15 protein-coding genes are annotated in these 17,450 nt (G+C 66.6%); 7 read left to right on the top strand and 8 right to left on the bottom strand.

Translation table 11 applies throughout. The features are described 5' to 3' along the window. The first annotated feature begins 4 nt into the window (after nt 1-4). Nucleotides 5-1,540: an efflux transporter outer membrane subunit gene (locus tag O6Y00_RS14370; RefSeq protein WP_353443261.1), complete on the top strand. Its 1,536-nt coding sequence runs from the start codon at nt 5-7 to the stop codon at nt 1,538-1,540. Nucleotides 1,541-1,678: 138 nt separating this feature from the next. On the opposite strand, the gene O6Y00_RS14365 is transcribed toward O6Y00_RS14370, so the two are convergent. Further along, on the bottom strand, nt 1,679-2,299 hold the full coding sequence (locus O6Y00_RS14365) for an NADPH-dependent FMN reductase (protein WP_353443260.1): 621 nt from the start codon (nt 2,297-2,299) through the stop codon (nt 1,679-1,681). A gap of 202 nt (nt 2,300-2,501) precedes the next feature. Here O6Y00_RS14365 and O6Y00_RS14360 point away from each other — a divergent pair, with 202 nt between their 5' ends. The 3 genes from O6Y00_RS14360 (at nt 2,502) to O6Y00_RS14350 (ending at nt 6,922) form a co-directional block, all read left to right on the top strand. Then, a complete protein-coding gene (locus O6Y00_RS14360; protein ID WP_353443259.1) occupies nt 2,502-4,655 on the top strand; it encodes a transglycosylase domain-containing protein in 2,154 nt (717 codons plus the stop codon). Between the two features lie 345 nt (nt 4,656-5,000). Beyond that, complete coding sequence (locus O6Y00_RS14355) at nt 5,001-6,002, top strand: threonine aldolase family protein (protein ID WP_353443258.1); 1,002 nt, start codon at nt 5,001-5,003, stop codon at nt 6,000-6,002. Continuing rightward, nucleotides 5,999-6,922, top strand: a complete 924-nt coding sequence (locus tag O6Y00_RS14350; RefSeq protein ID WP_353443257.1) for a DMT family transporter — start codon at nt 5,999-6,001, stop codon at nt 6,920-6,922. The genes O6Y00_RS14355 and O6Y00_RS14350 overlap by 4 nt, the downstream gene beginning before the upstream one ends. Here the strand turns inward: O6Y00_RS14350 and O6Y00_RS14345 are convergent. Both O6Y00_RS14345 and O6Y00_RS14340 read right to left on the bottom strand, forming a co-directional pair. Further along, nucleotides 6,835-7,671 carry an NAD(P)-dependent oxidoreductase gene (locus O6Y00_RS14345; protein ID WP_353443256.1) on the bottom strand — a complete coding sequence of 279 codons (837 nt, stop codon included), beginning with the start codon at nt 7,669-7,671 and terminating at the stop codon, nt 6,835-6,837. The genes O6Y00_RS14350 and O6Y00_RS14345 overlap by 88 nt on opposite strands. Further along, nucleotides 7,668-9,374 carry a M28 family metallopeptidase gene (locus O6Y00_RS14340; RefSeq protein ID WP_353443255.1) on the bottom strand — a complete coding sequence of 569 codons (1,707 nt, stop codon included), beginning with the start codon at nt 9,372-9,374 and terminating at the stop codon, nt 7,668-7,670. Before O6Y00_RS14340 ends, O6Y00_RS14345 begins: the two co-directional genes overlap by 4 nt. Nucleotides 9,375-9,480: 106 nt before the next feature. Here O6Y00_RS14340 and pepN point away from each other — a divergent pair, with 106 nt between their 5' ends. Continuing rightward, on the top strand, nt 9,481-12,069 hold the full coding sequence (pepN, locus tag O6Y00_RS14335) for an aminopeptidase N (RefSeq protein WP_353443254.1): 2,589 nt from the start codon (nt 9,481-9,483) through the stop codon (nt 12,067-12,069). A 253-nt stretch (nt 12,070-12,322) separates the two neighbouring features. Here the strand turns inward: pepN and O6Y00_RS14330 are convergent, their stop codons facing one another. Together O6Y00_RS14330 and O6Y00_RS14325 are read right to left on the bottom strand one after the other, a co-directional pair. Next, nucleotides 12,323-12,772, bottom strand: a complete 450-nt coding sequence (locus O6Y00_RS14330; RefSeq protein WP_353443253.1) for a nucleoside deaminase — start codon at nt 12,770-12,772, stop codon at nt 12,323-12,325. A 39-nt stretch (nt 12,773-12,811) separates the two neighbouring features. Next, nucleotides 12,812-13,030, bottom strand: coding sequence for a hypothetical protein (locus O6Y00_RS14325; protein ID WP_056487387.1), 219 nt, complete (start codon nt 13,028-13,030; stop codon nt 12,812-12,814). 182 nt (nt 13,031-13,212) lie between these two features. On the opposite strand from O6Y00_RS14325, the gene rpmB reads away from it, so the two are divergent. Beyond that, complete coding sequence (gene rpmB / locus O6Y00_RS14320) at nt 13,213-13,512, top strand: 50S ribosomal protein L28 (protein ID WP_056053386.1); 300 nt, start codon at nt 13,213-13,215, stop codon at nt 13,510-13,512. A gap of 71 nt (nt 13,513-13,583) precedes the next feature. On the opposite strand, the gene O6Y00_RS14315 is transcribed toward rpmB, so the two are convergent. Next, complete coding sequence (locus tag O6Y00_RS14315) at nt 13,584-14,609, bottom strand: esterase-like activity of phytase family protein (RefSeq protein WP_353443252.1); 1,026 nt, start codon at nt 14,607-14,609, stop codon at nt 13,584-13,586. 156 nt (nt 14,610-14,765) lie between these two features. Between O6Y00_RS14315 and O6Y00_RS14310 the strand changes: the two genes are divergently transcribed. After that, entirely contained in the window at nt 14,766-15,155 is a 390-nt protein-coding gene (locus O6Y00_RS14310; protein ID WP_353443251.1) for a glycine zipper 2TM domain-containing protein, read from the top strand. Between the two features lie 213 nt (nt 15,156-15,368). Here the strand turns inward: O6Y00_RS14310 and O6Y00_RS14305 are convergent, their stop codons facing one another. Together O6Y00_RS14305 and O6Y00_RS14300 are read right to left on the bottom strand one after the other, a co-directional pair. Continuing rightward, nucleotides 15,369-15,887, bottom strand: a complete 519-nt coding sequence (locus O6Y00_RS14305) for a phosphoribosyltransferase (RefSeq protein WP_353443250.1) — start codon at nt 15,885-15,887, stop codon at nt 15,369-15,371. Nucleotides 15,888-16,051: 164 nt separating this feature from the next. Beyond that, the gene (locus O6Y00_RS14300; protein WP_353443249.1) at nt 16,052-17,398 is read right to left on the bottom strand and encodes a cystathionine gamma-synthase family protein; all 1,347 of its coding nucleotides are present in this window, start codon (nt 17,396-17,398) and stop codon (nt 16,052-16,054) included. Between the last annotated feature and the right edge of the window lie 52 nt (nt 17,399-17,450).

The raw sequence follows: 17,450 nt of genomic DNA, 5'->3' as shown, positions 1-17,450 counted from the left end.
CCAGATGTTCTCGACCAAGATCTCCAGCCGCACCGCGCTCACGTTCGCCGCTGGGCTCACGCTCGCCGGGTGCAACCTCGCCCCCAAATACGTCCGCCCGGACCTTCCGGTGGCACCGAGCGGACCGATCGGGCCCGCCTATGCGGCCGGCAGCGCCGCGAGCGCGATCGTACCCGCGGACACCGCGTGGGAGGCGTTCTTCACGGATGATCGGTTGCGCGGCGTGATCCGCCTTGCGCTCGATAACAACCGCGACGTCCGCATCGCGGTCGCCAACGTCGCGCAGGCGCGCGCGCAATACCGCGTCCAGCGCGCGGACCTGTTCCCAACGATCGGCGCGACCGGCAGCGCGACCTACCAGAAGTCGCCGTTCGGTGCGGTTGGCGGCGGCGTAGGCGGTGTCGGCGGCGGCACGGGCGGCGGCACGGGTGGCGTCGGCGGCGGTACCGGAACGGGCGGCGGTACCGGTGGTGGTACCGGCGGCGCGGGTACGGCCGTCACGGGCAGCGGACGCGCCGACATCTACTCGGCCAATGTCGGTATCTCGGCTTGGGAAATCGATCTCTTCGGCCGCATCCGCAACCTGACCCAGGCACAGCAGGAAGCGTATTTCGCGGCGGAGGAAAACCGCAACGCAGCCCAGGTGTCGCTGATCTCGGAAACCGCGACCGCGTGGCTGACGATGGCTGCGGACCAAGACCGTCTCAAGATCGCGCAGGATACGGAGCGTGCGTTCGGCCAGACGCTGAAGCTTACGCAGGATCGTTTCCGGATCGGCATCGCGTCCGAGCTCGAAGTGCGTCAGGCGCGCACCACCTATGACCAGGCGCGCTCGGACATTGCCGACGCGACCACGCTGATCGCGCAGGACCAGAACGCGCTCAACCTGCTTGCCGGGACGACCGTGACGCAGGACCTGCTGCCCGCAAGGATGCCGGACAAGACACCGACGCTGGAGAATCTGCCCGCCAACCTGTCGTCGGAGGTGCTGTTGCGCCGTCCGGACGTCGCCGCGGCCGAGCACAATTTGATCGCCGCCAACGCGAACATCGGTGCGGCGCGCGCGGCGTTCTTCCCGAACATCTCGCTCACCGCGGCGTTCGGTACGCTCAGCCTCGGCCTGTCGAACCTGTTCGGCAGCGGCAGCCAGCAATGGTCGGTCGCGCCGTCGATCACGCAGCCGATCTTCGATTTCGGCCGCAACAAGGGTAACCTGCAATACGCCAAGGCGACGCGCGACGCGATGCTGGCGACGTATGAGAAGAGCATCCAGACCGGCTTCCGCGAGGTCGCCGACGCGCTGGCACGTCGTGGCACGATCAACAGCCAGCTCGAGGCGCAGACGTCGCTCCGCGACAACGCGGCGGGGGCGTACAAGCTCTCGCAGCTCCGTTTTCGTGCAGGAATCGACCCGTTCCTCAACACGCTCGATTCGCAGCGCGCGCTGTACACTGCGCAACAGAGCCTGCTCGCGACACGCCTCGTCCGCGACAGCAACGCGGTCGAACTCTACCGCTCGCTCGGTGGTGGCCTGAAGTAAACTAATCCTCCCCCGCCAGGGGGAGGTGGCTGGCGCTTGCCAGACGGAGGGGGAGGAAAGGGCAACGGTCGTTGCGTGTTCCTCCCCCTCCGTCTCCTACGGCGACACCTCCCCCTTGCGGGGGAGGATTGCAGCGCCTTAGTTCGCCGGCTCGGACAAAGGCGCGAACCGAGCAACCTGCCGCCCCACCAGCCGCAACTGCTCGAGCACCGCAGGATCGCTCGCCCCGCCCTCATCGTCGAACTTCGTCACCTGCGTATTGATCGCGGCGGCAAACGGCGTCGGCCAGCCGCGCAACGCATGGACGATCGACCGCAACGCCGCGATCGTGCTCCCCGTCGCCTGCCAACCATACGCCGTCGCGATCAGCCCGACCGGCATGTCCGCCAGATACGGGCGTTCGTCGCGCGACGTCTCCTCCAGCAGGTCGAGCGCGTTCTTCACCACGCCCGAAATGCTGCCGTGGTAGCCGGGGCTTGCGATGATCACCGCGGATGCACCGCGCACCGCCTCGACGAACGCGCGTTCGTCCGCGGTCCGCGTCGTCGCCTTCGGATCGTACAGCGGCAGCCGCGCCATGTCGGCACCGCCGAACATCTGCGTGCGATAGCCCTGCTTCTCGACCGCATCGAGCGCGATCCGAAGTGCACGCTCGGTCGACGAGACGCCGCCGATCGTGCCGCCGATGCCGACGACCAGCGGCAGGACGGCGGGAGGAGTGTCGGAAGCGGCCACGGTTTCATCCTGTTCGAACGTCATGCGATGCTCTTTCCCGTTTCGTGGCGCGATGACAACAGCTTCGGTCGGTTCGCGTCACGCGGACGTCGTGCCGCTGTCGCTAAGCCCCTGTACACGTTAAGCATGCGCAGGAACGGACGGCGTAAGCGCAGGCTTGCCCGAGCTGTCATAGAACGATAATACACCTGACGTCCGCCGCTTGGCCGACCCGCTGGAACGACCGATGCGCCCCGATCCCTTCGACACCAACCGTTCCAGCCCAAGCAGCGATCGCGAGCCCTACGCCTATGAGCGCGAGCGGTTGATCACCGAGCGCGAGCGCCTGCGCCAGAAATACGAAGCGGAGCGCGACGGCGCAGACCCGGAACCCTATGATCGCGACTTCGGCGCGGCCTACGCACCCCCCAGCGCGCCACGACGCAAGCGCCCGATCGGTCGCTGGATCCTGCGCGGCTTCGGCATCGGCATCGTGCTGCTGGTGATCGCGATCATCTGGCTGGCGATCACCGCGCCGCTGTCGAAGTCGCTCCAGCCGCCGACGCCGCCCTCGATCACGCTGACCGCGGACGACGGCACGCCGATCGCGCGACGCGGCGCGATCATCGGCAAGTCGGTCGATGCCTCGAAGCTTCCGGCGCACGTCACGCAGGCGTTCCTCGCAATCGAGGACCGGCGCTTCTATTCGCACTGGGGCGTCGATCCCCGCGGGATCGCGCGCGCGGCGTGGGCGAACATGGGCTCTGGCGACGTCCGCCAGGGCGGCTCGACGATCACGCAGCAGCTCGCGAAGAACGCCTTCCTCGATTCGGATCGCACCGCGACGCGTAAAATTCGCGAGGCGATGATCGCCTTCTGGCTCGAGGCATGGCTGTCGAAGAACGAGATCCTCTCGCGTTATCTGTCGAACGTCTATTTCGGCGACAACACCTACGGGATCAGCGCGGCGGCCAAGCATTATTTCGGCCGCACGCCGGACAAGCTGAACGTGGGCCAAGCAGCAATGCTCGCCGGTCTGGTAAAGGCACCCTCGCGCCTCGCCCCCACCTCCAACCTCGAAGGCGCGCGCAAGCGAGAGGCCGTAGTGGTCGGCGCGATGGTCGACGCGGGCTTCCTCACCAAGGCTGAGGGCGAGGCGGTCCAGCCGCAGCGCGTGCTCGGCAGCCGCCCGTCGCAGCTCCCTAACGGCACCTATTTCGCCGATTGGATCCTCCCCGAAGCGCGCGACCAGGCTGGCGAGATCAAGACCGAGGCGACCGTCCAGACGACACTCGACCCGCGGTTACAGCGCGCGGCAGAACGCACCGTAGCGCGCGCGGGTCTGCGTCAGGCGCAGGTCGCGCTGGTGGCGATGCGTCCCGATGGTCGCGTTGTCGCGATGATCGGCGGCAAGAACTACGCGAAAAGCCCGTTCAACCGCGCCACGCAGGCACGCCGCCAGCCCGGCTCGACCTTCAAGCTGTTCGTCTACCTCGCCGCGATGCGCCAGGGCCTCACCCCCGATTCGACGATCGAGGACCGCCCGGTGACGATCGGCGACTGGACGCCAAAGAACAGCGACGGCCGCTATCAGGGGACGATCACGCTGCGCCAGGCGTTCGCGCGCTCGTCCAACGTCGCTGCAGCCCGGCTCACGCAACAGGTCGGCGTCAAGGCGGTGATCAAGGCGGCACGCGACCTCGGCATCTCGACGCCGATCCCCAGCGAGGCGACGATCGGCCTCGGCACCTCGACCGTGTCGTTGCTCGAACTGACCGCCGCCTATGCCGCGATCGCGCGCGAGCAATATCCGGTCCAGCCGCGCGGGCTCGCCGACGTGCGCGAGAAGGGCTGGTACCAGTCGCTGACCGGCGGCGCGACCGAGATGCCGAGCAAGATTCACGACGAAATGCTCGACCTGCTGGCGGCCTCGATCCGCACCGGCACCGGCCGCGGCGCGAACCTGACGGTCGACGCGTTCGGCAAGACGGGCACGACGTCCGACAACAAGGACGCACTGTTCGTCGGCTTCGCGCGCGATCTGGTGGTCGGCGTGTGGGTCGGCAACGACGACAATTCTTCGAACCCCGGTTTGTCGGGCGGCGGCATCCCCGCGCGGATCTGGCGCGACTTCATGCAGAGCGCGCTGGGAATCGCCCCGATCGCCGCGCCTGCTCCGGTGGTGGAGGAAGTCGATCCTGACGCACTGCCGGCAGACGAGCAGGAGAATTCGGTGTTGCCGCTGGGGGGCGAGATCGAGGGCCTCGGCTTCAACCTGAAGATGGGCGAGGACGGCACCATCTCGGTCGGCCCCTCCCGCCGCGACCGCCAGGAAGGCCCGCCCCCCCGCGACGATCGCCGGGCGCCGGAGGAAGAGCCGGGACCCGACGAGGGGCAATAGTTCGCTAGTCGACGGCACCCGCCCACTCAGCATCACCCCGGTTATCGGCACCACCCCGGCGGAGGCCGGGGCCCAATTGGAAAGGTTGCAGTAACGACACGCAGCCCTTCGCCACCCACCGCCCCCATTTGGGCCCCGGCCTTCGCCGGGGTGGAAGAGTAGAAACTTGGCCTGACGAGGGCAGTAACCTCACCCCCCGTCATCCTGACGAAAGTCAGGACCCAGAGCCACGAATGATACGTCTCGTGGCTCTGGGTCCTGGGTCGAGCCCAGGATGACGAAGTAGCGCGGGAACCTGTCGACGCCCCCGTTGACGCCACCACCGCATCGCAGCATGTCTCTCCGATGCGCTTCTTCTCCGACAACGCCGCGACGATCCACCCGCAGGTCATGGCCGCGATCGCCGCCGCCGACACGCTCGACACTGCCTATGCCGGCGACGCGTGGAGCCAGCAGCTCGACGGCCGCCTGTCCGCGCTTTTCGAGACCGACGTCGCCGTCCTCTGGGTCCCCACCGGCACCGCCGCCAACTGCCTCGCGCTCGCAGCACTCTGCCCTCCGCACGGCGGCATCGTCTGCCACCGCGACGCGCACATCCAGAACGACGAGGGCGGCGGGCCCGAATTCTACACTCACGGCGCCAAGCTGTTCCTCGCCGACGGCGAGGCTGCAAAGCTCACCCCCGACACCATCCGCACCGTCATCGACGCGATCCCCGACGACGTCCACCGCGTCCAGCCGCACGCGATCTCAATCACCAACGCCACCGAATATGGCCGCGTTTACCCGCCTCATGAGGTCGCGGAGATCGGCGCGCTGGCGAAGGCGCGCGGGCTCGGCTTCCACATGGACGGCGCACGCTTCGCCAACGCGATGGCACGCGTCGGCTGCTCGCCCGCCGAGATGACGTGGCGCGCGGGCGTCGACGCGCTGAGCTTCGGCTTCGTCAAGAACGGCGCGATGAGCGCGGAGGCGCTGGTCTTCTTCAAGCCCGAACTCGCCGCCGTCACGCAATATCGCCGCAAGCGCGCCGGGCTGTTGTTGTCAAAGGGGCGGTATCTCGCCGCGCAGATCCTCGCCATGCTCGACGACGACCTCTGGCTCGCCAACGCCAAGGCCGCCAACGACGGCGCGACGAAGCTCGCCGCCGCTGCCGGTGACCGCCTCGTCCACCCGGTCGAGGCGAACGAAGTCTTCCTCCGCGCCACCCCCGAAGAAGCCGCAGCTCTCCGCGCGAAGGGCTTCGACTTCTACGACTGGGCCGCCGGCGAAATCCGGCTCGTCACCGCCTGGGACAGCCCGGCGGACGCGGTCGGCCTGCTCGCCGACGCGATCCGGGAGTTATGACCCCCGGCCCCACCGACCCACCACAGTCGACCCGCGCGGCCGTGCTGATCCCGTTCGGCATCGTCACGCTGATCTGGGGCTCGACCTGGCTCGTCATCCGCGACCAGATCGCGGTGGTGCCGCCGAGCTGGTCGATCAGCTACCGCTTCCTCGTCGCCGGCATCGCGATGGCGATCTACGCAGGCATCAAGCGCGAGAGCTTCAGGTTCGACGCGCGCGGCTACGCGTTCGCAGCCGTGATCGGCATCGCGCTGTTCACGTTCAACTTCAACTTCGTCTACCGCGCCGAGCATTACGTCACCTCCGGGCTCGTCGCGGTGGTGTTCGCGCTGCTGCTCGTCCCCAACGCGATCTTCGGCCGTATCTTCCTCAAGCAGCGCCTCGGACGGCAGCTGATGATCGGGTGCGCGGTGGCGATGGCGGGGGTCGCGTTGTTGTTCGTCAACGAGGCGCGGGTCGATCCGCACGGGCCGCGCTCGGCGACGATCGGCATCGTCCTGACGCTGTGCGGCGTGATGGCCGCGTCGGTCGCCAACGTCATCCAGGGCAGCGCGTTCGCCAAACGCTATCCGATGGCCCCGACGCTGGCGATGGCGATGCTGATCGGCGCGAGCCTCGATGCCGCGTTCGCCTGGATCACCACCGGGCCGCCGGTGTTCGAGCCGCGCTTCGGCTATGTCGCGGGCATCCTCTATCTCGGCGTGTTCGCGTCGGCGCTCGCCTTCCCGCTCTATTTCAACGTCATCCGCGCGATCGGCCCGGCCAAGGCGGCCTATTCGGGCGTCATCGTGCCGGTCATCGCGATGCTGCTATCGACGATCTTCGAGCGCTATCACTGGTCGACGCTGGCGGTCGCCGGCGCGATCCTGTCGGGCATCGGCCTCGTCATCGCACTCAGCGCACGCAGGCCGGCACGATAGTCGGGCCAGGCGGGCGTCCAGCCGAGCACCCGCTTCGCCTTGCCGTTCGCGACCCGCCGGTTCTCGTTATAAAACCCGCGCCCCATCGCCGAGAGTTCCTCGAGCGTCACGAACGGCGGCGCGGGCATCCCGAGCAGCATCGCCGCGAACGCCACCACGTCGTTCTGCGACGCGGGCACGTCGTCCGCGAGGTTATACGCCCCCGCCGGCGCATCGAACCCGGCGATCACGCCCGAGACGATGTCGTCGACATGCGCGCGGCTGAACACCTGGCCGGGTTGCTCGATCCGGTGCGCCTTGCCCTGCCGCACCCGGTCGAGCGGCGAGCGGCCCGGACCATAGATTCCCGGCAACCGGAACGTCCGCGCACCAATCGCCAGCCAGTCCGCATCCGCCGCCGCCCGCGCGCTCCGACGGCCACTACCGATCGGCGCCGTCTCGTCCACCCACGCGCCCTGCGCATCGCCGTACACGCCCGTCGACGACAGATAGCCTATCCACGCCCTAGTCCGCAGCAACAGCGAACCGTAGCGCCCGAGCACCGGGTCCGCCTCATGCTCGGGCGGCACCGACGACAGGATATGCGTCGCCGCCGCGATCTCCGCCGTCACCGCGTCCACATCGTCGAACCGGAGCGTACCACCCCGCCCATCCCGCGTCGTGCCGACGACATGCCAGCCATCCGCCGCGAGCCGCTCGGCAAGCCGCGACGCGGTGTAGCCGAGACCGAAGACCAGCAGCCGGCTCATGGCGCCACCGCCGCGCCAGACATCGGCCCCTTGTACAACGTCCCGAAATAATCGCCCGCATTCCACACTGGTCGCTGCGCGCCATCGGCGATCTCGCACGCGATCCGGTAGTTCGCATCGACGAACCGCACGCCCTGATCCCACAGGATCGGCTGCGTCAGGTCGTCCGACGGCTTGTGATAATTGTTCGCCATGAAATACGCGACCGCGGCCTTGCCCGGCCCCTTCTGACCCGGCCACAGGAACACCGACGGGATACCCTTCTGGACGAAGCGGAAATGATCCGAGCGGACGAAGATGCCCTCCTCCGGCATCGGATCGGGCGACAGGCCGACGCCGATCGCCGCCACCGCCTTCTGCACAATCGGGCCGATCGTCGAACGCTCGGCGCCGAACACCACCATGTCCTCGAACTTGTAGGTCAGAATCGGCATGTCGAGGTTCACGTCCGCGACGATCGAGGTCAGCGGCACCGTCGGGTGGTTGGTGAAGTAATCGCTGCCGACCAGCCCCTTCTCCTCGCCGGTGACCGCCAGGAACATGATCGTGCGCTTGGGCGCCTGCCCGCTGGCCGTGAAGCGCTTGGCCTCCTCGATCAGGCTGGCGATGCCGATCGCGTTGTCGAGCGCGCCGTTGTTGAGCGCGTCGCCCTTCACGGGCTTGGTGATGCCGATGTGATCGAGATGCGCGGAGAGCACGACGACCTCCTTGCCGACCACCGGATCGCTGCCGGGGATCACACCGACGACGTTGCTGCTCGCCGCGGCCACGAAGCTCGTCTTGGTCGCGACGGTCAGCGTACCAGTCAGCGGCACCGCCTTGAACTTCGCGTTGTCGCGGTCCGCCTGCTTCACGATCCGGCTCCACGGCGTCTTCGCACCCGCGAACAGCTTGGCCGCGCCGACCATGCTGACCGTGCCGAGCGACGGCGCGCCGGGCGCTTCGACCTTGCCGGTGCCGTCGGGGTTCGCCCACGTCATCCGCGGCGTGGCATAGGAGTCGGCCAGCTTGGCGAAGGTCCGCACCTTGGCCGAGCGCGGGCTCTCCAGCGTGATCACGCCGACCGCGCCCTTGGCCTGCGCGATCGCAGCCTTGGTCCCGCCCGACCCGAAGAACGCGCGCTCCTCGCCGCCGAACCGCGCGGGCGAGCCGCCGAAATAGGCGACGATCTTGCCGCGCACGTCGACGCCCTTGTAATCGTCCTGGCCGTATTGCGGCGCGTCGATCCCGTAACCGACGAACACGACGGGCGCCGAAACGCTGGTCTCCGCCTTCGCGCCGTTCGCGGCGGGCACGTAATCCTCACCGAACACGAGCGGCTGCGCAGGCCCGCGACCGGTCCAGATGAAATCGCCCTTGCTCGCCGCCCTGTACGACACGAGCGGCACGGTCTGAAGATAGCCGCCCTGATCGCCACCGGGACGAAGCCCCGCGGCATAGAATTGCGCAGCGACATATTGCGCGGCGATGTCGAACTCGGGGCTGCCAGCCTCGCGACCCTTCATCGCATCCGACGCGAGAAACAGCACATGCGCCTTCATCGCCGCCTGGTCCGCCGGCAGCGGAGCGGCGAGCTTGGCGTTCAACTCGGCCGTATTCGGAGCGGTCACCGGAGCCGGTGCGGGGGCAGCTTGGGGCGCAGTCTGAGCAAGGGCAGAGGTAGAAAGCGCGAGCACCGCGAGCGCGCCGAGAGGACGATACATCCGGAAATCCTTGCGAAGGGAACGTGTTGCAGCGGCGTAGCATCCACCGTCACCCGCGCAAGCTTTGGCTGGCGATAGGCGGCCACGGCCCTATATTCGCAAACATATGCTCGATATCCAGAACAGTCTCGCCCACCCGCTCGTCATTCGCCGCGAGGACTATACCCCGCCCGAGTGGCTGGTCCCCGAGACGAAACTGGATTTCGACCTCGATCCCGCCACCACCCGCGTAACGGCAACATTGTCGGTGACGCGCAACGGCGATCACGCCGCACCTCTGCGGCTCGACGGCGCAGGCCAGAAGCCGATGTCGGTCACGGTCGACGGCGTCGCGATCAACGACTGGCGGATCGACGGCGAACAGCTCGTCATCCCCCTCACTGGCGCAGCACATATCGTCGAGACGCAGGTCGAGATCGCCCCCGATCGCAACACGCAGTTGATGGGGCTCTATGCCTCGGGCGGCAATCTCTGCACCCAGTGCGAGGCCGAAGGCTTCCGCCGCATCACCTATTTCCCCGACCGCCCCGACGTGCTCAGCGTCTATTCGGTCCGCATGACCGCGGACAAAAAGCACTTCCCCGTGCTACTCGCGAACGGCGACCCGGTCGCACAGGGCGATCTCGAAGACGGTCGCCACTGGGCAACTTGGCACGACCCTTTCCCGAAACCCTCCTACCTGTTCGCACTGGTCGCCGGCGACCTCGCGGTAAACCGCAGCAGCTTCACGACGATGTCGGGCCGCGAGGTGTCGCTCGGCATCTGGGTGCGCGAGGCCGACCTCCCCAAGACCGACCATGCGTTGAAGGCGCTCGAGCTCGCGATGGCGTGGGACGAGACGACCTATGGCCGCGAATACGACCTCGACGTGTTCAACATCGTCGCGGTCGACGATTTCAACTTCGGCGCGATGGAGAACAAGGGCCTCAACATCTTCAACTCGCGCTACATCCTCGCCGACCCGGATACCGCGACCGACTACGATTACGACGCGATCGCCGCGGTCGTCGCGCACGAATATTTCCACAACTGGTCGGGCAACCGGATCACGTGCCGCGACTGGTTCCAGCTGTCGCTGAAGGAAGGCTTCACGGTTTACCGCGACCAGGGCTTCTCCGCCGACCAGGGCTCGCGCGCGGTCAAGCGGATCGAGGACGTCCGCGGCCTGCGCGCGTCGCAATTTCCCGAGGATGCCGGCCCGCTCGCGCACCCCGTGCGGCCTGAATCCTACCAGGAGATCTCGAACTTCTACACCGCGACGATCTACAACAAGGGCGCCGAGCTGATCCGGATGATGGCCGCGATCCTCGGACCGCAGGGCTTCCGCGCCGGCACCGACCTGTATTTCGACCGGTACGACGGCACGGCCGCGACCTGCGAGGATTTCGTCACCTCGATGGAGGAAGGGGGGAAGGTCGACCTCACCCAGTTCCGCCTCTGGTATTCGCAGGCGGGCACGCCGCGCGTTTCGGCGAGCCTGTCGCACGACGGCGACCGCGCGACGCTACGCTTAGCGCAGCAGGTACCCGCGACGCCCGGCCAGCCGGTAAAGTCGCCGATGGTGCTGCCGTTGCGGGTAAAGTTGTTCGGTGCCGAATCGGGCGCGGCGCTGACCGACGAGCGCCTCGTCCTGTTCGACGACACGCTCGACTCGATCGAATTCGAAGGCCTCGCCGAGCGCCCGGTGCTGTCGATCAACCGCGGTTTCTCCGCCCCCGTGGTGGTCGAGAGCGACCGCACGGCCGCTGATCTCGCCTTCCTCAGCGCGCACGACGACGATCCGTTCGCACGCTACGAGGCGATGCAGCAATTGATGCTCGACACGCTGGTCGCCTCGGCGGGTGGGCATGCGGATCATGAGGGCGTCATCGCCGCGGTCGCGAACACGCTCGCCGCTACCGATCTCGATCTGGCGTTCGTCGCGGAGGCGGTATTGCTGCCGTCGGAGAGCTTCATCGGCGACCAGATGGCCGTCGTCGATCCCGACGCGATCTTCCGCGCGCGCGAGGCACTGCGCCGCGATCTCGGCACGCGGCTGGAGGCGCAATGGCGGCAGGCGTATGCGCAGGGTGAGGGTCAGCCCTACGCCTATACCCCGGAGGGCAAGGGCCTGCGTCGCCTGCGAACCGTCGCGCTCGGCTATATAGCGGCGAGCGGCGCGGCGGATGCGGCGGACCTCGCCTTCGCGCAGTTCGATTCGGCGGACAACATGACCGACCGGATGGGGGCGCTGACGACGCTGGTGAGCAGCGAGTCCGAGATCCGCACCACCGCGCTCGACATCTTCTACAGCCAATATTGCGACAACGCGCTGGTGCTCGACAAATGGTTCCAGGCACAGGCGCAGTCGTCGCGCGACGATACCGGCGCGATCGTCGCGGGGCTCGCCGAGCATGCCGACTTCACCCTCACGAACCCCAACCGCGCCCGTTCACTGATCGGCGCGTTCGGCGCGAACCAGCGGGCGTTCAATAATGCCGACGGCAGTGGATACCGGTTCCTCGCGGACCAGTTGATCGCGCTGGACCGGTTGAACCCGCAGACCGCGGCGAAACTCCTACCGCCGCTCGGCCGCTGGCGCCGGTTCGATTCGGCGCGCGCCGGGTTGATGCGCGCGGAACTGGAACGGATCGTGCGGACGCCGGGGCTATCGAAGGACCTGTTTGAGCAGGCGTCGAAGAGCCTGGAAGGCTGAACCGATTTCATCCTCCCCCGCCAGGGGGAGGTGTCTGGCCCTTGCCAGACGGAGGGGGAGGAAAGTGATTACGGCTGTTGCGGCGTCCTCCCCCTCCGTCGCCTTCGGCGCCACCTCCCCCTTGCGGGGGAGGATCACGCGATCACCCTCCCCGTTCGTGCTGAGCGAAGTCGAAGCACCCTCTCTTGGGGCATGCCCTTCGACTGCGCTCAGGGCGAACGGAAGTAGGTAGGGGCGCGCCGAGTCCGGAATCTTACCTCCGACTAGCAAAGAACTCGCGCAGGATCCCCGCCGCCTCGGTCTCTGCAATCCCCGCGTAAATGTCAGGCCGATGATGACACGTCGGCTGCCCAAAAAACCGCGGTCCATGCTCCACCGCCCCGCCCTTCGCATCCGCCGCCCCATAATAGAGCCGCGAGATCCGAGCATGCGCGATCGCCCCGGCACACATCGCGCAAGGCTCCAGCGTCACCCAGAGATCGCATCCCTCAAGCCTGTCACTCCCCAACGCCAAAGCAGCCGCGCGAATCGCTTGGATCTCGGCATGCGCAGTCGGATCGCACAACGCCCGCGGCGCATTGGCGCCGACAGCGATAATCACGCCGTCCTTAACGACAACGGCGCCAACCGGGACTTCCCCAGCCAGCGCCGCATCGCGTGCCGCGTCGAGCGCGCGGCGCATGGGTTCGGGGACCGGGAACATGGCCTCAGGCCCTGCCCCGCCGCCTGCCCCGCGTAAAGATCAGTTCGGTGCCTGGCTGTTGCCCGGCTTCTCGACGTTGATAGTCGGGACGGCGACCGTCTTGTTCTCGGTGCCGAGCGTGACCTTGGCGACGTCCGCCTGGAACTTCGGCGCCTGGACGACGCCCTGCCGGGTCTGGTCGATGTTGATGATCCCGAAATACATCAGGCCGACCACGACCAGCACGACGATCGCGACCAGTGACAAGAGCGTACGCATGAGACATCCCCTTTTATTGAACAGTTCGATAGCGTAACAACGTCGTTGATCGCCGTGGGTTGCACAATGCTCATTGCGGACGACCGTAGCCACGTTTGACGTGAATCGGTTGACGAAAGCCGGCGTGCCAGCTATCCGCGCGCCTTTCCGGGGTTCCTCCCGACACTTGAATAGGTAATCACATGTCGCGCATCTGCGAACTGACCGGCAAGGGCCGGATGGTCGGGAACAACGTCTCCCACGCCAACAACAAGACCAAGCGCACGTTTCTGCCGAACCTGCAGAACGTCACGCTGCTGTCCGATTCGCTCGAGAAGGGCGTCAAGCTGCGCGTCTCGACGCATGGCCTGCGTACCGTCGAGCACAATGGCGGCCTCGACAACTGGCTGGTGAAGGTCTCGGACGACAAGCTGTCGCTCCGCGTTCGTCGCCTGAAGCGCGAAGTCGTCAAGAAGATCGCCGCTTCGGCCGTCGCCGCCTAACAGCGACGTCGTATTGCGATCACCGCGGCCCGCCCTGCACCTAGCAGGGCGGGCCGTCGGCGTTTGTAAGGCTAGCGATCCAATCGGAACTTCAACAGCAGCGTACGCTGGAGAAACATCTGGTTGTCGTCCGACACGATCCACACGATCGTCGCGCCGTTCTCGACCGTCGTGTCGATCCCCTCGAAATTGTCGTGGATCAACGGCGCATCGATCGTCGCGATCAACTGGCCGCGTACGATCCGCCCCACTGCCACATCCCCTGCGCGAACTCGCGATATCCGGTTGGACCAGCGGAACGGCAGGCGGAAACCCCGGTCGAGCACCAGCAGGTCGCCGTTCGGCAACGCGGTGACGTCGGAGGGATCATAGCGACCATAGGGTTCGTAGGCGAAACGTCGTGGCGAGCCGCCCTGAGTCGGATCGCCCGAAAAGATCAGCGACTGTCTCGTGTGCAGGCGCTCGTCCTCGGGACCGGTCCAGTCGGGTCGACGCACATGCGCCTCCTCGCTGATGACGACGAATCGGCCATCGGGCAGACGCGCCATCGATTCAGGACCACCGTTCCCCGGCCACTTCCGCATAGCGTCAGGGCTTGCCCGAGCCTCGTACCGCGCGAACCCGGGCGCATAGCGCCAGACCGAATTGCTGTCCTCGAACCCGACCCAGATCTGCCCCGTCGCCGGATCGATCGCCATCGATTCGCTATCGCGGTCGCGTTTCTCCCAACCGATACCGGGCCCCGCAGGAAGGTTCGCGAAAGCGATGCGGTGGGGTTGCCAGTCTTCGCCCATGTCGAACTGGACGATATTGCCACCATCGCTGAGCAACGTGAAACGATCGCCTGCACGCAAGCGAGTCACATCGAGCGACGAGAAGCCACCGAATGCCCGATCACGACTGTCGAGCGCGACACCCCCTATATACGTGAGCCCGCCGACCCGGATATGCCGGGGGTTGCTGCGATCCAGCATGACCCGGGTTGCGCTCATCTGTGCACGCTTGCCGAGCAGGTCGAGCCGCGCTTCGCCCGACCAGGTCGGCACGATCGCACAGACGCTCACGGCGACGAACAGGACAGTGATCAGGCGCCGCATCGCATCCCTCATAGGGTGTCCGGCGATCCGCGGAAGCATGAACAGCGGATAACGGAGGCATTCAGGCTTAGCTCAATGCGAATCACCCATAAGCGTCTCATCGAGGATGGAAGCACGGCCCCCGCCGCCGCCGAAATCCCCAACGGGAGACGCACGATGTTCAAGACTTTTACACTCGCCGCCAGTGCCCTCGCATTGGGTGCGACCGCCCTCGTTCCCGCCGCCGCCGATGCGCAGCGCTGGGGCTCGCGCTACGAGCGTGGCTACGATGGCTATCAGGGTGGTGGCTACCGCGACGGTGGCTACGACCGTGGCTACCGCGAGTATCGCGGCAACGATCGCCGCTACAATTACAACGCACGCAGCCGTCGCGGGTGCGACAACACCGGCGGCACGATCATCGGCGCCCTCGCCGGCGGCCTGCTCGGTCACACCATCGCCGGTCGTGGTGACCGGACGCTTGGCGCAGTCCTCGGCGCGGCCGGTGGCGGCCTGGCCGGCAACGCGATCGATAAGTCGGATAATCCGCGGTATTGCCGGCGGTAAGTTCGGCAACGGTCGGGCCGGTGCTCGTCGCGAAAGCGGTCGAGCAACCGCCGGCGCGGACGGCGGGCAGGCGCCTAGCCTGACCCGACTGACGACGGCTTTGCCGACGTCCTTCCCGTTCGAGCCACACCAGTTTCCCAGTTCCCTCGCGTAGCGTATCGAGGGCGAGGGCCGGCTTCCCGTTTGGAAGCCGGCCCTTTGTTCGTCCGCCACCTAAGCGATCCGCTCTGGCACTGCCGCTGCATCCTCGGCGATCGCCGCATCGGGCGCCACCGCTTCCCAGGGAAACACGAACCAGTCCTTCGTCACCCCTCGGTCAATCGTCCGCGCACAATACTCGATCCGCTCGGCCGAACTGACGTTATCGATCAACGTCGCAAACCGCACCGATCCTTGGACAGCCCCCGCTGCTGCCAGCGCACCACGCAGATGCGTGATCGTCCGCCCCGAATCATTGATGTCGTCGACAAACAGCAGCCGCTCACCCTCTCGCGTCCGCGCGGCCAGCTTCACCAGCGGTTCGTCGGCAAAGTCCTTCACCTGGCTCGAATAATCGACCGACAGCGTCGGCAACCCGATCGCATGGCTGAGGAACACCGCCGGCACGAGTCCACCACGGCCGATGCCGATGATGTAATCGGGGTTCCACGCGGTATCCTCGACCAGCTTGGCGGCGAGGATGTGGATTGCAGCGACGAACTCGTGCTGCGGGATAGGGGTAAAGATCGGCATCGGCCGGATGCTAGCGGGTCACGGCGAAGACTTCACCCTAAACCCGCCAACCTAGGGCCGCAAAACTCAGTTCCCACTCCTGTTCTCCCGCGAAGGCGGGGACCCAGACTGGGCTCCCGCCTTCGCGGGAGAACAAGGAAGTAGGAACTATGATCGGTATCTAGTCAGATCGTGTCCAACGCCTGCTCGAAATCGGCGATCAGATCGTCCGGATCCTCCACCCCGATCGAGATTCGGACGAGATTATCCGTGATTCCTAGCGCCTGTTTCCGCGCATCGGGCACCGACAGATGCGTCATGCCCGCAGGATGGCTAGCCAACGTCTCCGTCCCCCCCAGCGACACCGCCAGCTTGGCGATCTTCAGCGCATCGAGGAACGCGAAGCTCTCGCGCTCGCCGCCCTTGAGATACAGCGAGAAGGTCGAACCGCCGCCGGTGCAATGGCGCCGATAGATGTCCGCCTGCCGCTCCATGCCCGGCTCGTCCTCGAGGAAGCCGAGATACGCGACCCGCTCGACCTTCGGATGGTGACGAAGGAAAGCGCAGACCTTGGCCGCATTCTCGCCCGCACGGCTCATCCGCAGTTCAAGAGTCTCCAGCGATCGCAACAACATCCACGCGGTATTCGGATCGGTGATCGTCCCGATCGTATTCCGCATCGTCCGGATCGTGTTGATATGCTCCTTCGACCCCAGCACGCCGCCCGCGACCAGATCCGAATGCCCGCCGACATACTTGGTCAGCGAGTAGACGACGATATCCGCGCCATGCTTGAGCGGCTGGAACCACAGCGGCCCGAGGAAGGTGTTGTCGATCGCGATCGGTGGCTTCTCACCCTTGAAGATCGCGTCACGGCTGGCCGCGACCGCTTCGACATCGACCAGCGCATTCGTGGGGTTCGCCGGGCTTTCGAGATAGATCAGCGCGACGTTGCCGGTCGCCGCCTCGGTCATCACCGCATCGATCTCTTCACGAGTCGCACCCGCCGGAAAGTCGAGCCACTTCACGCCGAACTTGCCGAGCACGCGGCCGATCAGCGTCTCGGTCGCCGCGTACAACGGCCCCGAATGGACGATCGTGTCGCCCGGCTTGACCATCGCGAGGAACAGGGTCGCGATCGCCGACATGCCCGACGAGAAGGCGAGCGCGTCCTCCGCCTCTTCCCAGACGCCGAGGCGATCTTCGAGAATCTCCTGGTTCGGCCCGTTGAAGCGCGAATAGACGAGGCCCTCGGCACCGCCCGGACGCTTGCCGGTCACGCCTTCGAAGTGACGCTTGCCGGCGGCCGCGTTGGGAAACACGAAGGTCGAGGTAAGGAAGATCGGCGGCTTCAGCGAGCCTTCCGACAGCGCGGGGTCGTAACCATGGCCCATCATCAGCGTCGACGGCTTCAGCTTGCGCCCGCCGATCTTCTCGACCTCGGGCTTCGGCGCGACGCGTGCCGCTACGCCGGTCAGGTCGGCTTCGGTTTCGGCGGGTACTGCGCCGGCGTTATTCGGGGTATCGGACATCAATAAGCTCCTGCGTGGCCCGTCTGGCGCGGGCCGATGTGCGGAGCCTAAA

The organism is Sphingomonas faeni (assembly GCF_040407565.1).
Taxonomy (GTDB): domain Bacteria; phylum Pseudomonadota; class Alphaproteobacteria; order Sphingomonadales; family Sphingomonadaceae; genus Sphingomonas; species Sphingomonas faeni_F.
Note: the sequence above shows the minus strand (reverse complement) of the source record. Positions and strands in the feature narration are given on the sequence as shown.

Coding starts and splice junctions, on each gene's coding strand:
- O6Y00_RS14370 (WP_353443261.1), top strand. CDS start 5: ATGTTCTCGACCAAGATCTCCAGCCGCACCGCGCTCACGTTCGCCGCT.
- O6Y00_RS14365 (WP_353443260.1), bottom strand. CDS start 2,299: ATGACGTTCGAACAGGATGAAACCGTGGCCGCTTCCGACACTCCTCCC.
- O6Y00_RS14360 (WP_353443259.1), top strand. CDS start 2,502: ATGCGCCCCGATCCCTTCGACACCAACCGTTCCAGCCCAAGCAGCGAT.
- O6Y00_RS14355 (WP_353443258.1), top strand. CDS start 5,001: ATGCGCTTCTTCTCCGACAACGCCGCGACGATCCACCCGCAGGTCATG.
- O6Y00_RS14350 (WP_353443257.1), top strand. CDS start 5,999: ATGACCCCCGGCCCCACCGACCCACCACAGTCGACCCGCGCGGCCGTG.
- O6Y00_RS14345 (WP_353443256.1), bottom strand. CDS start 7,671: ATGAGCCGGCTGCTGGTCTTCGGTCTCGGCTACACCGCGTCGCGGCTT.
- O6Y00_RS14340 (WP_353443255.1), bottom strand. CDS start 9,374: ATGTATCGTCCTCTCGGCGCGCTCGCGGTGCTCGCGCTTTCTACCTCT.
- pepN (WP_353443254.1), top strand. CDS start 9,481: ATGCTCGATATCCAGAACAGTCTCGCCCACCCGCTCGTCATTCGCCGC.
- O6Y00_RS14330 (WP_353443253.1), bottom strand. CDS start 12,772: ATGTTCCCGGTCCCCGAACCCATGCGCCGCGCGCTCGACGCGGCACGC.
- O6Y00_RS14325 (WP_056487387.1), bottom strand. CDS start 13,030: ATGCGTACGCTCTTGTCACTGGTCGCGATCGTCGTGCTGGTCGTGGTC.
- rpmB (WP_056053386.1), top strand. CDS start 13,213: ATGTCGCGCATCTGCGAACTGACCGGCAAGGGCCGGATGGTCGGGAAC.
- O6Y00_RS14315 (WP_353443252.1), bottom strand. CDS start 14,609: ATGCGGCGCCTGATCACTGTCCTGTTCGTCGCCGTGAGCGTCTGTGCG.
- O6Y00_RS14310 (WP_353443251.1), top strand. CDS start 14,766: ATGTTCAAGACTTTTACACTCGCCGCCAGTGCCCTCGCATTGGGTGCG.
- O6Y00_RS14305 (WP_353443250.1), bottom strand. CDS start 15,887: ATGCCGATCTTTACCCCTATCCCGCAGCACGAGTTCGTCGCTGCAATC.
- O6Y00_RS14300 (WP_353443249.1), bottom strand. CDS start 17,398: ATGTCCGATACCCCGAATAACGCCGGCGCAGTACCCGCCGAAACCGAA.